Annotated in this window: 15 protein-coding genes; 3 read left to right on the top strand and 12 right to left on the bottom strand. The window is 60.5% G+C overall.

What is annotated here, in order from left to right; all coding sequences use genetic code 11:
• Nucleotides 1-3: 3 nt before the first annotated feature.
• The 5 genes from BMZ66_RS23745 to BMZ66_RS23725 all read right to left on the bottom strand — a co-directional run bounded on the left by BMZ66_RS23745 (nucleotide 4) and on the right by BMZ66_RS23725 (nucleotide 3,902).
• Complete coding sequence (locus BMZ66_RS23745) at nucleotides 4-876, bottom strand: hypothetical protein (protein ID WP_092678877.1); 873 nt, start codon at nucleotides 874-876, stop codon at nucleotides 4-6.
• 258 nt (nucleotides 877-1,134) lie between these two features.
• A complete protein-coding gene (locus tag BMZ66_RS23740) occupies nucleotides 1,135-1,566 on the bottom strand; it encodes a hypothetical protein (RefSeq protein WP_143080412.1) in 432 nt (143 codons plus the stop codon).
• Between the two features lie 317 nt (nucleotides 1,567-1,883).
• Nucleotides 1,884-2,594 carry a toxin-antitoxin system YwqK family antitoxin gene (locus tag BMZ66_RS23735; protein WP_234795219.1) on the bottom strand — a complete coding sequence of 237 codons (711 nt, stop codon included), beginning with the start codon at nucleotides 2,592-2,594 and terminating at the stop codon, nucleotides 1,884-1,886.
• Nucleotides 2,595-2,762: 168 nt separating this feature from the next.
• Nucleotides 2,763-3,416 (bottom strand): hypothetical protein, encoded by a 654-nt coding sequence (locus BMZ66_RS23730; protein ID WP_177204896.1) that lies wholly within the window; start codon nucleotides 3,414-3,416, stop codon nucleotides 2,763-2,765.
• Nucleotides 3,417-3,581: 165 nt separating this feature from the next.
• Complete coding sequence (locus BMZ66_RS23725) at nucleotides 3,582-3,902, bottom strand: DUF6678 family protein (protein WP_092678873.1); 321 nt, start codon at nucleotides 3,900-3,902, stop codon at nucleotides 3,582-3,584.
• 309 nt (nucleotides 3,903-4,211) lie between these two features.
• Here BMZ66_RS23725 and BMZ66_RS25885 point away from each other — a divergent pair, with 309 nt between their 5' ends.
• Nucleotides 4,212-4,448: a hypothetical protein gene (locus tag BMZ66_RS25885; RefSeq protein ID WP_143080409.1), complete on the top strand. Its 237-nt coding sequence runs from the start codon at nucleotides 4,212-4,214 to the stop codon at nucleotides 4,446-4,448.
• A 564-nt stretch (nucleotides 4,449-5,012) separates the two neighbouring features.
• The gene (locus tag BMZ66_RS25730) at nucleotides 5,013-5,150 is read left to right on the top strand and encodes a hypothetical protein (RefSeq protein ID WP_177204895.1); all 138 of its coding nucleotides are present in this window, start codon (nucleotides 5,013-5,015) and stop codon (nucleotides 5,148-5,150) included.
• An 81-nt stretch (nucleotides 5,151-5,231) separates the two neighbouring features.
• Here the strand turns inward: BMZ66_RS25730 and BMZ66_RS23720 are convergent, their stop codons facing one another.
• Both BMZ66_RS23720 and BMZ66_RS23715 read right to left on the bottom strand, forming a co-directional pair.
• The gene (locus BMZ66_RS23720; protein WP_092678872.1) at nucleotides 5,232-5,870 is read right to left on the bottom strand and encodes a hypothetical protein; all 639 of its coding nucleotides are present in this window, start codon (nucleotides 5,868-5,870) and stop codon (nucleotides 5,232-5,234) included.
• A gap of 193 nt (nucleotides 5,871-6,063) precedes the next feature.
• Nucleotides 6,064-7,035 (bottom strand): energy transducer TonB, encoded by a 972-nt coding sequence (locus BMZ66_RS23715; protein ID WP_092678871.1) that lies wholly within the window; start codon nucleotides 7,033-7,035, stop codon nucleotides 6,064-6,066.
• Between the two features lie 546 nt (nucleotides 7,036-7,581).
• Between BMZ66_RS23715 and BMZ66_RS23705 the strand changes: the two genes are divergently transcribed.
• On the top strand, nucleotides 7,582-8,025 hold the full coding sequence (locus tag BMZ66_RS23705; RefSeq protein WP_092678869.1) for an energy transducer TonB: 444 nt from the start codon (nucleotides 7,582-7,584) through the stop codon (nucleotides 8,023-8,025).
• 448 nt (nucleotides 8,026-8,473) lie between these two features.
• Here BMZ66_RS23705 and BMZ66_RS23700 read toward each other — a convergent pair whose 3' ends face one another.
• The 5 genes from BMZ66_RS23700 to BMZ66_RS23675 all read right to left on the bottom strand — a co-directional run bounded on the left by BMZ66_RS23700 (nucleotide 8,474) and on the right by BMZ66_RS23675 (nucleotide 14,123).
• Nucleotides 8,474-10,486, bottom strand: a complete 2,013-nt coding sequence (locus BMZ66_RS23700; RefSeq protein ID WP_092678868.1) for a WG repeat-containing protein — start codon at nucleotides 10,484-10,486, stop codon at nucleotides 8,474-8,476.
• A gap of 282 nt (nucleotides 10,487-10,768) precedes the next feature.
• A complete protein-coding gene (locus BMZ66_RS23695) occupies nucleotides 10,769-11,443 on the bottom strand; it encodes a polyadenylate binding domain-containing protein (RefSeq protein WP_092678867.1) in 675 nt (224 codons plus the stop codon).
• A gap of 113 nt (nucleotides 11,444-11,556) precedes the next feature.
• Nucleotides 11,557-12,075: a DUF4468 domain-containing protein gene (locus BMZ66_RS23690; RefSeq protein WP_177204894.1), complete on the bottom strand. Its 519-nt coding sequence runs from the start codon at nucleotides 12,073-12,075 to the stop codon at nucleotides 11,557-11,559.
• An 879-nt stretch (nucleotides 12,076-12,954) separates the two neighbouring features.
• Nucleotides 12,955-13,347: a hypothetical protein gene (locus tag BMZ66_RS25725; RefSeq protein WP_177204893.1), complete on the bottom strand. Its 393-nt coding sequence runs from the start codon at nucleotides 13,345-13,347 to the stop codon at nucleotides 12,955-12,957.
• Between the two features lie 338 nt (nucleotides 13,348-13,685).
• Entirely contained in the window at nucleotides 13,686-14,123 is a 438-nt protein-coding gene (locus BMZ66_RS23675) for a hypothetical protein (RefSeq protein WP_143080407.1), read from the bottom strand.
• Nucleotides 14,124-14,250 lie beyond the last annotated feature (127 nt).

The raw sequence follows: 14,250 nt of genomic DNA, 5'->3' as shown, positions 1-14,250 counted from the left end.
TCTCTACTTCGACTTGCTGCTGGTCGACACCGTCAGCGAACGCACCGCTTCCTGGAGCAGGCGCGTGGTATCGGGCGACGTCGTATACGGCTGATACGCCCGGAGCAGGTTGGCCAAGAGCGGGCGATAGGGCGGCACGAGCCGGCCCGTGTGCCGGGCCGTGTCCTGGCTTAGTTCCAGGTACGCCGCTACTTGTTCCGCTGGGGGCAGCCGGCGGGTGCGCTGCAGTCGGGTATGTTCCTGGGTGAGCCAATGCGGCAAGGGGTGATACGTCTTGTCGTTCAACTCGCCGCCCAGGTACTCGGCATCTATTTCCCGCGCCGGCAACGCATTCAGCTCCTCGTCCAAGTATTCGGTCCACGTCCGGTGCGGCACGTCGTAGGTGTTGTAAAACAACTCTTCCTCGGTCAGTTTCAACGGTTTGTTGGCCCGGTGCCGGCCGCGGCCTAGTTGGTCCTCTGCCCCCACCGTCGGTAACTGAAACAACTTGCCATCCGGCGTGACCGACGCGTGATACAGCGTCCAGTACATGTTATCCGCCAGCAGCTTGTACCACCCGCGCCGTCCCCGCAGCGCGAGGTGATTCCAGACCGTCTGTGGCGTGGCCTGCTCCTCCGTCACGAAGGTGGCAATCGGCCGGCTGCATTCCAGTTCCAGGGTATCGTTGATGCGCCACCGCTGCGTGGGCGGAACGGAAGCACGGCCGTTGGCATCCGTGGCCTTACCAGCTACGGGCACCTCCCGCGTCCCACTGGAATCTTCTTTCGTTGGTGCTGCGGGCACCATGGACCCGGTGTTCTGGGCGGGGTGGTCCGACTGACAGGCAACCAAAAGCAGTCCAAAGGAGGCGGCAAGCAGCGTGTGAGAGAAACGCATGGTTATAAAAAGGGAGTAAGAATTTAGGCTTTTATGTATTTCTGCAAAACGGTGGATTTAAAACAAACCCATCAAATATGGCTGGAGATTAGGCCCAAGAAGGACATGTTCTATGCCCTTATCCGAGCTTTCCCAATTCCCCTGAAGCTCACCCGGCCAGCTGCTCGGGCAGCCCCTTGGCCAAAGGGCTGCCCATGGGCAATCAAATAAGGGGAAGTTTCCTTTTCTATTAAGAAAGCGACTCAGAATGCCCTGCAACTAGGACCCCTCTGATTTGGGCGCTGTTCGCAATCGAGTGGCCAGTACCATCAGGAATGCCAGGAGCACCAGCGCGACTTTGGGTCCCCATAAAATGGGCTTGGCTAGGTATTCATCGAACGGGCCAACGGGAAGCGCTCGGTTGGTTAATTTCGCCGCGAGTGACAGGGCCATCAATTCGGTGATAACGGAAGGAACGAGGCTGTACAATAAGTACTTAAACGCTTTGCCCGCGTTACTTCTAAACCGGATGACCACCCACAGGCAGAACGCGTTGGGGATAAAAAACAGCGCCAGTACAAACAGGGCCACTAAAATGGCTGAGGTCCAGTCCGCCGTCCAGGCATCGGCGCGGGCGTTGGTGATGCAAACGAGTTGAAGCAGCAGGCACGCAAGCCATGTTTTGATTGCGACGGGGAAGCGAATACGCATAGGGGTCGTGGGCTTGGGCTGCGGAAAGGTGGAAGCGTTTTCCCTCATTAGACCGTGCCTCAGACGGTGTAGAAGAAACAAGGTAAGGATTACCCGCGGTGCCCTGACCATTACCCGATTGGAACTTACAACGGGCCTTGAACCCGGCACGTTTGACTTCGGGAGCGCCAAATCTAACCCTGACACGTTGAAGGTGACTCCCGCTGCCATGATGACCAATTAGAGCACCTGCCACGCCCTGTTCAGCGAAACGGTCGGAAGGTAAACTCGCCACGTTCAGTTGAAGGAGCAGTCTTCTAAACGCCTACTTCAAAGAGCTACTTTACAAAAAATTGTTTCGTGCCCGATAACCGCTCGACCGACAAGGAATCGTAAGCGCTGCCCGAATGGCGAAATTGGTAGCCGAACAGTTGGCGACCCTGCGCGCCGGGCGGCAGGCGGTACGCGAAGCAAAACCGGCCGCGCGCATCCGGGGCAATGACGGCCACCGTGTCCTGGATGTGGTACCGTTCGAGCGCCTCCGGTCGCGTGACCAGGGTCCCGACGATCAGGCGCACCTGGCCGGTTAAGGGATACCCAAAGCGCAGGCAGCCCGCGTAAACGCCACCCCGCCCAATCGTGTCCGGGGCTTCCATGATCGACTGGAGCCCCCTGCTGCTGGGCCGGCCGTCGGGATCGTAGGAGTTGAGGTACACGAGGCGGCCTTGGGCGTCGTACACCTGGCGTTCCACGGGCTGGCCCGTGATCGAATCGTAGTGGAGCACGGGCCCCGTCAAGGTGCCCCGGACGTACTGGGCCGTCTGCGCCAGTTTGCCGTGGCGATAAAACCGCCGGGTCTTCCCGGTGCGCTGGCCCTCCACCCAGTGCGCTTCCGCTTCGATGGTTCCGTTCGGATAGTACAGCACGCTTCGGCCGTGCAAGTGGCCATTTTTGCGGGTAGCAACCCATTCGGGGGTCCCATCCGGGTAGTACGTCTTCTCGACCGAGGCGGCCTTCTCCTGTGCGCACCCACCGCTGGTGACCACCACCAGCAGCAAGAGGACGGGGGTGGGGAAAGGGCTACGCCTCATGGGTAAGGGCTTCAGGAAAGACGCTTCGCCAACGACACGGGCTAAGTGGGGTCCCCGTGACAAACCTACATCCGAGTTCAAGAAAAGGGTGGTGCCGTAAACTAGTTCTGTTAAAAAATAGGAGGGTTAGCTTTTCTGACCACAGGTCGAGTCGCTGGAACCGTATAGGCCCAGTGCGGTTAATTCACGTCGCACACGGGATTGCCATCGCTGCAGGGTTGGTGTGAAAGCCCGTATTTCCTCGTCAAAGGCAGCCAGTCGTTGCTCAACGGCCGCTTCCTGGTCAAATACCGCGTTAACCCCAGACCATTCCCGCAAGAGGCCCTCAATTTCTGCCTGCAGTTCGGGCCCCCATACCTCATCCCCCCGGCGCCGGCATTGCGCAATTCTTTGGCGGATTTTACGGGCGAACAGCTCGGCGAGGTCAAAATGTACTTGCTCGTGAGCCAGCAAGATGTGGTTACCCTCCGCCGAGGAATCGCGCACCCACGATTCTTTTTTGCTAAAATAGCACGCCACCACATACGCCGGACGGCCCAGTGCGTCCACCTCGCCGCGCACATCAATTGAGGTCCCGGTATGCGCACCTACTCCCGCATCCGGCAGGAGGTTCTGCGGCGCTTGAAAATCGCTCCAGCGCAGTTTCAGGCCCTCTTGCCAGCAAATGACGGCGGGATTGGCTGGGGACGTCCGCCGCAGTTGTGCATACCCGGCGTGACTCATCAAAAGCCATAGCAGGGCCGCCACCCAAGTGGAGCGGCCAACCACCGAGTGATTCAAAATCGGGCACGGCATTTTCCGCGATAGGGACGAGTGCGGAAGGGGATGAAGACCACTCACAAACAAAGCTATACCGTTTATTCAAAGGCCCGAGCACTTCGCGTCAAGTTCATAAAAACGGTCCGAAGGTAAACGCGGCCATTTAGTTCAAGGAGCGTTAGAAACTTACAGGGCAATTCTGATGCGTCCATCGATTATTTCCATGGCGACCCCGTGGCATTGCAGCTGCTGAAAAATGGCGGGGGTATGGTCAATGTGCTTGGGCGGTACCAGCCGGCCGATGTGCCAGACTTCCACGGGGTCGAGTTCAATCCATTCAATCTCACGCTTCGGGACCGGCCCATAAGAAGAGGCTTCGACGTAGCCTGGAACCGGCAGGATAAACCACTGGGCCCACGCCGTGGGCGTGTCCTGATGCCGTAGCTTGGCCCGCGTGGCAATGGGGAAGTCGGCGGTCAGCTTAGCAATCACTTCTTCCACTTTCATAACGCTTCATCTCCGTAGGGCCCTCGTTGCAGACAACAGGCGGTGGTGCTTAAAGGTAGAGGGTAGTTCAGCGAAGGGGTGATTCAAGCAAAGGAGCGTTATTGTGGCACCCCGTCCCTCCCGCGCCGGCTGACGTTGTGCAACTGCATAGGCGTCCAGGGCGAACAAAGGATAATAAGTAAGCAATAGTCGGCGTCATACCACCCCATGCAACTACCATCAAGCATCCTTTTCAGTGCTCTTTTACTGTCTTCGTGTGCAGCACGCCAAACAGACCCTACCTATGCTGGAGCGAAGTACTGTGAGTGTATGAAAGAGAATAATGCCATTCGAGATTATCGCCTTGCAAGGAAAATTTGTGATGCAGAAATGATTAAAAAATTCAAGTACTACCGAATATTATTCTTTTACGGGAATGATAAATACTATGATAGTCGGGTGACAGACCAGGCCCGGGACAGTGCGCGAATCTATGCGGTGAGTTTTGCGCAGTATGTTGGCGCACATTGCTGTCAAGAGGCGCCACCTTGTCCAAGCGAGCAGTAAGGTGCTGTAGCGAATAGAAACTTGGCTCCCGATGAAAGTTTAGCAAAACGGTCGTGGCTGTTGCAGAACTCTGCGCCAAGCCGATCCATTCGGTTTGTCGCGCTCGCAACGGCCTAAAATGGCCGTTTTCCTAGTCTTTTTAGCTGTTTAGCACCTCCGAAGGCGGCTTTGCACGTTCTCGCTAGACTTCTGCAACAGCCACGGTCCAAAGAACGAAAGGAGCATTCAACATGCGTGCACTGATAAGCTGTAATGCGCCACCTGCTCCGGCGATATACCCTCTATCACACTTTGATACTTTCGCCCGCCATGATCCCCGTTGCTTTCCCCATCTTCTTGGATGAACGTCCCCGCTCACGGCAGTACCGCCAGCGGGCAAATCGCTTGGCCCTGGGCCTCTTTACGCTCACAGCCCTCGTGGGCTTAGCCATCAAGTACCTGGTTTAGGAAAACGGTCGGAATCGCAACCTGAGGGGTTCGGCTCATGCCGGTAAGCGAGCTATCTGTAATGCGTTGCCAGCAAAGGCGATACAGTACCTACCGTCTCCTCTTGCTTCACCCGACATGATACCTTTCGCCTTCCCCATCTTCGAGGACACGCGCTCGCGCCCGCGGCCGTACCACCAGCGGGCGAACCGCCTGGCCGTGGTCCTCTTTGCCGTCACGCTCCTGATGGGCTTAGCCATCAAGTACGGGGCCTAGCCAACACGCCGGCTTTCGAGTAGCGGTTCAGTTGGAGGAGCGTTCCTCCGAAGCCCCCGCCTGCCGGCTGCCCCTCCTGTGTCAGCGGGTCGTGGCCGGCGTTTTGGGTCCGCCCGGGTGAGGGGGGGCAAAGTCGTCCCGGTGAGTGAAATACTCCAGCCCCACCACCAATAACAGGGCGCTGCCCAGCGACACTTTCTGCATGATGGCCAACGCCCCCCAATGGCCGGCGCCGTACAAGTAGAGGGTGGCGTAACCAAGCAGCAGGCAAACAGGGCACCCGAACTTGAACCACCGCAGCCGGGACCGGAAGACAAACACCGTGACGTAAAAGAGCCCGAGCAAGGCCACGGCGCTCGAGAGGTGAACCATGGCGTCGTGCAGGGGCGTGACGACCAGGAAGGAAAACAAGAGGTTGGCCCCCCCGACCCCCTGCAGGACGGCCGCCGCGTGCCGGGTGGGCATCTTGCGGGACATGTGGCGGAAAAACAGCCCCTGCCCCAGGGCGTGGAAGGCCATGCCCGCGACGGCCCACCACCGGCCCGGGTTCGCGGCCCCGTTCAGGGCGCGCGCGCCAAACAGGTTGGTGATAAAGTTCTGGGACCAGTCGAACCCGTCCGAACGGGGGGCCCCCAACGAGCCGCCCGGGTACAGCCCGGCGGCCGTGACGAGCAAGAGCAGGGAGAGGGCCACGCAGAGCAACACCGAATATTTCGCCATCACGTGCTTCGTCGGGGTGTCGTGTGCGGGGGATGGCCAAGGGGTGGGCAACGACCGCTGCCGATTAAGGTACGCAGGCCGCCGCGATGGGGCCCTTGCCCTCCTATTCCCAGGCGTCCGCAACGGTTCAGCCAAAGGGTGGTTCACGCAAAGGAGGGTTTTACTACATTAAGCCCCGCAGAGCGACTTACGGTTACTTCTTTACTGGAATTGTCACGGGTACCCAGAAGTGCACGGTCACCGCCTGCCCCGCGTGCCGGCCGGGGACGAAGGGCGGGAGCTGCCGCGTCGCCGCGATAACGGCCGAATCCACGTCGGCCCGCAGCCCCTGGTCAATGCGGGGATGGCGGACGCGCCCTTTTTTGTCCACGTTAAACGACACGAACACGCGGCCGTCTGGGGCGCCTGGTGGCACAACCAAGGACCGGTGGATGGCCGCCATGCTGGCCGTGACCGCGTATTGGCCGTTCAGCGTCGGCATTTGTTCTACCTCGGTAAAGATGCTATTGAAGTCGAACGGTTTTTTGATGGGACGGCGAGTCGACGGGTCATTCCATACTCTTGCGCCGCGTAAAGGCCCCGGCAGTTCCGGTTCCGCCGCTGGCACCGCCACCGGCTTGTTGGCGCGTTTTTCAGGGTGGGTTTGGGCGAAGGCGTTGTCTCCTGAATGCGTGATACGGTAAATTTTATGCGGCAAATATCGGGTGACCACTCTAAGAGAATCGGCTACAAAAGGAAGGGCTGCTCCCTCGTAATACCTTGGTTTATTGTCGGTTGGAAAAAATAAAACCAGTGCCGCAAACGGGTAGCAGGTAAGCAATACGGCGTACTGCCCAAACTGCCATCCGCGTTGACCCCTGATGGAATACAGCAACAGAATTACCATCCCCACCAACGGGCCACAGAGGACGAGCGCAAGCGCCTCCTCTTCGCCGTCGTAGTCCGGTGTATAATATACGGTTTCACTGGTCCAGCCCTCGTCACCCGTGTAGCTCACGGCGTAGGCGTGCTGGTACGCGAGCATGTCGACGCCAGCTGCCAGAAGCAAACAGCCCAGTAAAATGCCGGGCGCAAGCCAGTAGCGCGGCGCTTGCTTGGCGCGCAACCACCGGGCAAAGAGGACCAGCCCCCCAATCAACACCAGCAGGCAAATCAGAAAAAGCATCACGTAGTGGTTTTAAAAAATATTCGTATCAAAAGGCAAGCTCCGTACTCCACACAACAGGCTGGAAACACGCTGCTCATTTAGAAGCATGACAACGCGCTGTCTTGGAACGGACAACGCGTCCACATCAGCGTTTATCCAACGTATTTAATCCTTTCGCCAGCTTGCTCATGTTCATGCTCATCCCACCTTTTTTTGTGCTGATGTGCTTTGGCATCGCTGTATTGGTCATTTGGAATGTGCTGGCCTCTCACCCCTTCTGGCGTGCCGGGCTCATACTTTGGCTGTTGACCAGCGTTGGCGCTTGGTTGTGGATGTTATCGTGGTATCGGATGCCGGCTTGGATAGAATGGGTGTTTCACCTACTCGATATGGTGCCATACACCTTTCTCGTCGCCCCGGTACTGGCAATTCCTATATCACTGGCAGTCATGACAATATATCGGTTGTGTTACCATAAGTAAGCAGGCTGGTACTTCCCGATATCATGTAAAAAGGGCCGTTCTCGCTTGATAGTAGTTCACGCAAACGGTCCTATTTTGCCGCATGAAACTTGCCGTACACCTCGCTGCCATCAATTTGGCTATTGTTCTAATCGCCGCTACTCCTCCTTTAGGGGCACAAACCGTAATGCCGCAACGCTCCGATGGCGGCGGCAAAGGAGTGGATACGAAGAAAGTTTACGATATAGTAGAACTCATGCCTGCCCTGCCCAATGGTAACGGTGGCCAAGCCATCTCTACTGCCATCCAGCAGGCGTTGGTACTGCCCAACGGGGAGAAAGCCGAAGGGCGGGCGCAGGTGGAATTTGTCGTAGACCGGAAGGGGCGGGTGCGCGACGTGAAGGTGTTGCAAGCGCCTTCGCCCGGCGTGGGCAAGGCGCTGCTAGCCGCTGTTGCAAAGCTGCCGCATTTCACGCCAGGGATGCAAAACGGGGAAACGACGAACGTGCGCATTCGGCCCTTTGTCTTGCTCGCCCCACCCCGGTAGGCCTGGCCTAGTATCTGCTCGCCGCCTTGGCCTCAGGTGGCCCGGCCCACGCCCTTCCTTCGCGGGTACGAAGTCCACGTTGTTATGACTGCGTCCCTTCCTAACCTTTACCGCTGAGACATGGCATCCCTTTGCCGTGGACAGCCACGTAAAGGTGCAACCATCCGCCTCACCTATGCAGGTGGAATCAGCTTTGCCAACTTCAGCTGACGAGGTTTTTTTTTCAGTAGATCCCCTCTTCAGCGCAAAGGAGGTGGGCCTGCCGTAACATGCTTAGTACACTCCCTGCACCATTTGTCCGACAAGGAAGCGGTTAACAGGTGACTCAGCGTGCCTGCAGCTTAGTTTAAAACCACACCAGCGGATGGTAACGATATAAAGGTCCGTTTATACAATCGGTCCGACGTTCACTAAGAGGGAAACCGGTGATCATCTAGTACAACGGCCTTTACTCCGCGTACTCTTTGCCGAAGCAGTCAATCCAGACCACTTGGCCATTGGTGGTGGCGGTGGTAATCCCCGCGAAGAAAGGCTGCACCTGGGTGTATTTAAACGCGGTAAGGAGCTTGCCCTGGTAGTCCAGCACCGCGTAGGCCGTGCCGTTCGATACCCAGATTACCCCGTTGGTGGCCGGCCCGGCTTGCACCACTCCGGCGGGCAAAATCTGTTGGCCTTTTTCATTGATCAGCAGCAGGCCTCGGGGGGAGGCGGTAGGGGCCGTTTGCGAGGCAGAAGGGGTCGTCGGTTCGACGACCCATTGTAGCATCGCCAGCCCAGGGGCCACCACTTGAATCTGATTCACTCGTTGGCCCCGCGTTTTGTAATCGGGCAGCGTGACCAGCACGCGGCCCTGGCGGCCCAGCACCAGCCGGCCGTCGGGCTTGCTGGCAACAAACGTCCGACCAGGGCCGTCGTAAATCCGGGCGTATTCCAGCGGCACCACCACTTGACCCTTTGCGGTTATCAGGCCCACTAATTTGTCTTTTTTCACGTAGAATAACGAATCGGGCTGGTGGGGCAGCACTTCGTCGTAGGCGGCGTTGAGCGGCACGGCCCAGCGACCGGTGGTGTCCAGCAGACCCGCTTTGGTGGCCGTGCGCACCTGGTAGTAGCGCTCGCCATAGGCATTCGAAACAAAGGTAATCTCCTCTGCGAAGGGCTTCTGGCCGTTGGCCAGAATCAGCTGCGGCCGCGTGTCGAAAGCGGTCTGGTAAGAAAAAATATGGTGACCGAGGTAAATTGGGGTTTGAAGCGAAGGGACGGCCATGCCGGTGCGCCCCTGCGGCCCGTAGCACACGTAGTGCGATGCATATTTCTGCGTCACCGCGTCGCGGCCGGCTTCCAACGCCAGCGCGTAGCGCTGGTCACGGGTGATGTGCACCTGCGGGTTTGTGGCCGGTATCACCAGCCGGCCTTGGTAGAGGGCGCCGCGCTGAGGGATTTGGTCCGGTCCGACGGGCGGCAATTCGACCACCGTCCAGCGCCCCCGTTGCATCAGGCTGAGGTAGCGAGGCGGCGTGATTTCGCGGAACGTGGTGTCGAGCAAGCCCCAGCGCTCCGCCCACTGCGCCGCGGGCGGCGCCCCCACTTGGGCGCGCTGCATCACCTCAATATACGGGTCGGACGGGTGGCGCGTAATCTGTTTATACTTGCCGAAGGGGACGACGACTTTATCGCGCACGTCCACGGCGGCGGCGCTTTGGCGCTCATTGGACCGCCCCGCCCAGAACCCGCCAAAGTATTCGCGGGCAATGGTATCGGCGTGGGCCTGGCTGAGCCAGGTTACCCGGCCCTTGCGGTCCAGCGCGCCTTTCCGCCGGTCGCTCATCGTTACGGGCGCGTAGCCTTGCCAGTACCACCCAATCTGGTTGAAAGCGGGCGGCACCACTTCCCGGCCCTGCGCATCCATCAGGCCCACCAGCCCGGGTACCCCATAGGTGGCGTTCCGTTGGCCGTATGAACCGGAGGCGGGCTTTGTCGTCATCACGGAATCGGGCAGCGTTACGGGCACCAGGCCCTGGTGCCAGCTTTCTTGGATGCTGGCGTAGGGTGTGGGGCGCACCAAGTGGCCCACGGAATCGAAGAGCGTGACGGTGCGCCGGCCGGTAGCCGCCACCATGCCGTTGGGCAGCCGCGCGAAGGTTTTGAAGTGGCCGAGTTCCTGGCCTTGCTCGTTGAGCAGGATAAGGGGCAGCGGCCCTGCCTGGGTGGTGTACCAGAGGTAAGGCGTGCGGAAGTCGCGTAGTATCTGGTTGGGGTAGCGCGGCTCGACCAGTACTTTTCCCTGCGGCGTAACCAGGCCCGTGAGCCCGCCGCGCCGAAATGGAATGGACGGAACCGTAACGCGCTGCTCGAAGCTGGCTGGCCTGGCCCGGCGCTGGGCCTGGGCTGGCTGCTTCGTCACTAGAAAGCCCAGACTGGTGAGCTGAGTCAGCAATGCGAGGGGGCGGAAGTAGCGCATAAAACACGTTGCAGTAGTTCACCCCGTGCAGAAAGCTGGGGTGGTTATATAAAGGGGGCGAAGTTCCGGCATTTCCCCCAGTTTCTCGGCGTCAAGATGATTCTCTAGCGCGTTCTTTTGTGCAATGCCGGGGGCATCAGCCCAGCGGCCCAAAGTGTAATAATCTGCGTATAGTTTAGCAAAACAGTCCGAAGCTAAACGCGGCCATTTAAGTGAAGGAGGATTCCGGAGAACGGACTCCAGCAATAGTCTGGCCCTTACCATTACCTCCGTCCTGCACCGTCAGCGTTGCTTGGCCGATGGCCGACGCGTCGTGGCGGGCACCTCGGCCGCGCTGATGAGCAGCACCTCGGGTCGGAGCTGGTGGTCAATCCACTGCGCGTCGCTCACCCGGGTGGGGTCCGCCGCGAGTTCGGGCCGCGGGATGGCGGCTAAATCGCGCAGCCAGCGCGCCCGTTCCGGCGCCAGTTCCTCGACCAAGGCCGCCAGGAAGGGGGCGTGCTTCGCTGCGAGGGGGTCCAGCCGCGCCATCGCCTGCTGGTGTTCGGCCCTGAGTTGGGCCAGGGCGTGGCGTCCACTCGGGGGCAAGGCCGGCGGGTTGCCGCCGGGCACGGGGTCCTGCAACGGGGCCGCCCGGCGGCGGATGGCCCGCATTTGGGCCTGGACCGAGTCCACGAGTTGAAGGTCCTCGGCCGAGAGCACCGCCGCCACTTGGCGGCGCAGCCCCCGGATGACGGGCGCCACGTGCGCCTGGTGGTAGGCCGTTCGCTGGGCTTGGGCCGGGGACAGCCCCGGCGAAGCAGGAGCTGTCGGGAGGACAGGGAGCGTGAACGAGGGCGCCCGGCGGTGCGGGACCGGGGCGCGGGGCGATTGGGCACCGGCGTGCCCGGTAGCGAGCAGGAGCCCGAAGCACAGGCCCGCGCCATAACGAGAAGGAAAAAAATGGCGACGGTCCATACGGCTAAGGTAGGGGACCACGCCCCGCTGGATAGGCAAGGAATGGTGGGAATACACGGACGGCTAAACCTAGTAGCTGTTCAGCGAAGGGGTCGGAAAGGCAAAATGAGGGATTAGAAATCGCTCTTATCTTTTGCGCCGTTCATTGCCGCCGCCAGCGAAACAATCAGGCGCTGAACCTGCGCAGCGGTTTCAGCGCGAATGCCGTTCCACGGCTTTTGCAACACGTCTCGGGTGAGGGCATTGCCGACCTTTTCGTTCTCGAAGGCCCCCAGCCCTACGTCATCTCCTGCTTTGGCCTCGTGCCGGAAACCGGTGAAATCGTACTTGTATTTCCCTTCTTTCACGTAGAGGCTCAGGGTGTAGGTCACGCTGGAGGCAAAGCCCGCCGGTGCACGGGGATACGCCGTGCCTTGGACAATGAGTTTCCCCGTTTCCTTATCCTGCACCGCGGAGGTGGCCGCTGGATAATGTTCCGCAACCCACGCAGCGGCCCGCGTGTACAAGTGCGCCTGAAGGGCACCGGGCACTTCAACCACCCCGGTGTAGGCCACCAAGCCGGTGTCCGGGTCAACGGGCAGCGCACTGGATTTCGCGGTCGCCTTTGCTGGTTGTGCCTGTGCCTGGGCCACTGGAGCAGTGTATAGCAGAGCCAGGGCAAATAGTAATTTATTCATCTGGTTCGTTCAAGCAAAACACGCCTTAAGGACGTTATTCGGCTCCTTTTTCGGAGAAGGGAGGGTGAATTTAGCACTCCGCAGCTGGCCCGGCTTCTTGTGTCGGGGGGAACGAGGCTGAACATGCCAATGGACCAAGGAGTAACGATGCCGTCGGGCGTGCGGCCGGGGGCTAGGATAAATGCGGACTATAACATCAGGGCCGGTTCAAAAAACGGTCGTGGCTGATGCAGAACCTCCTTAATCCAGGCAAGGGCAAGCGCCCGGAGGGGTGTAGGCTACAAGAAGAAGCTCCCGGGTCTTATCCCGGCAGGTGGCGATTGCTGCAAGAGGTGGGGAACCTTCGGTCTAGGACTTTTGCAGCCGCCACGGCCCGACTCGCAATAAGAGCGACCAAGCGCGCGCCCTTGTCCGGTGACCAGCGCTAATTGCGCCACATTCCAGGCGAGCTGTTGGCCGCAGCCACCAGTATCGCTCCAATGAGGAACAGGAGTAAAGCCACTGCCAGTGCTAGTTGGTAAACGGCGCGTACATAGGGGTGGTGCCGAACACGCGGGTAGCCCCGAACACAGAAGACGATGGTCGCCATCGTCGCCGCCAAAAAGCAAAGCCCGAACTTCGGGTCGTTATGATACCCAACATAATCAAGAGAGAAAGCTAGTCTAATGAGGCCGCCTTGCATCAAAACAACGGCCCAGGGCACTATCCGCGTGTACAAAAGATTCTTCAAGCGCGTGAGGGCATCAGGATTACGGTTGGGTTGGCGGGGTGACGGTTCAGGGGGATGCCGGTGCCACCGGAGCGGCGGGCCGAAGGCGCGGCCGGTATCTCGACTCACTCGGTGACCCGGAAGGGGATGGACCCGGCCGAAAGCCGCAGCACCCCGGTGCGGGACTTTTCGTCGACGGTCACGGCGCGGACAACGGGCCACCAGTCTTTGTGGTACAGCACCTGGTCGGGGTGGTCGGGGTACACCGGCGCGGCCTGCGTGACGTGCACGTCGCCGAGCAACTGCTCAAACAGCACGCCGCGGGCCCGGTACAGCGTCACCGACTGGGACGTCACGCCGCTGCGCCACCCCGTGCTTTCCGTGAGCTCGAGGCTGACGTGGGCGTCCCAGTACACGACGTCGGCCGTGCGCCACGCATACCAGCACCAGAGCCCCGGCAGGAGCACGGGGGTGCCCCACGCCTGGGCCCGGGCCAGCAGCCGCCCCCCGCCCGCCACCAGCGCCAGCCGCGCGCGGAGCCCGGCGACGAGCCCGCTGCCCACCACGAGGAGCGCAAACCCGGCGGGGTAGCGGATGCTGAGCTCCCACCGGGTGCCGCACACCCCCACAGCTGCGAGGATCAACGCGCCACTTCCCCAGTGTGCCCACCGCAACGGCCGCCGCACCGCGTCAACGGGCAGGCGCGGGGGAAGAACGGCCAGCAGGAAAAAATAGAGGGCCGGGGGGGCCAGTAAGCCGAGCAGTAGCGGTAGCATGTTGTGACGGGGGGGGGGGTGATGGGAGGGACGTCAGAGAAGATGCTTCACCAAGCCCCCTGATGAGAACAAACGAGTAGTCAACCAACCGGTGATTCAAGCAGCGAAGCAACCCGTCCCCGCGGGGCTCGCTCCGCCCGAAAAGCAAAAAAGGCGTAGGTGCCGGCGGTGCCCACCGCGAGCAGCGCCGCGACGACCACTTTGGCGCTCAACGCCACGGGCACCGGTGCCAGGACCGTTCCGGCACCCGTCAACGTGCCGAGCCACAGCCAGCACGTCGCGTACAGGGTCCACAAACAGGCCGGGCGGCTGGCTCGTTGCGGCGCCAAGGCCATCCGCCAGGCCACCCCGCACAGCCCCGCGGGGATGCCGACGAAGAACAGGGCCAGGGCCAGCAGCACCGCTACGCCTTCGGTGAGCGAGGGCGTGAGGTCAAAATGGGGAACGGCGGCCGCCTCCGACGGGGCCAGCAGCTCCAGGCCACTGGTCAGGGCCAAAAGACGGGGCAATACACGCATACAGCCATGAGGTGAGGGAAGGGGGAACGGCCAACCGGCAGCCCACTGGGAGGGAGCCGGGTAAGTGAATGAAACGGCGGTGCCGGAAAGGGGCACGGGTCCGGTCACGAAGCGAACCGGCCGACCC

This window comes from Hymenobacter arizonensis (assembly GCF_900115775.1).
Lineage (GTDB): Bacteria > Bacteroidota > Bacteroidia > Cytophagales > Hymenobacteraceae > Hymenobacter > Hymenobacter arizonensis.
This window is presented reverse-complemented; position numbering and strand designations above follow the sequence as displayed.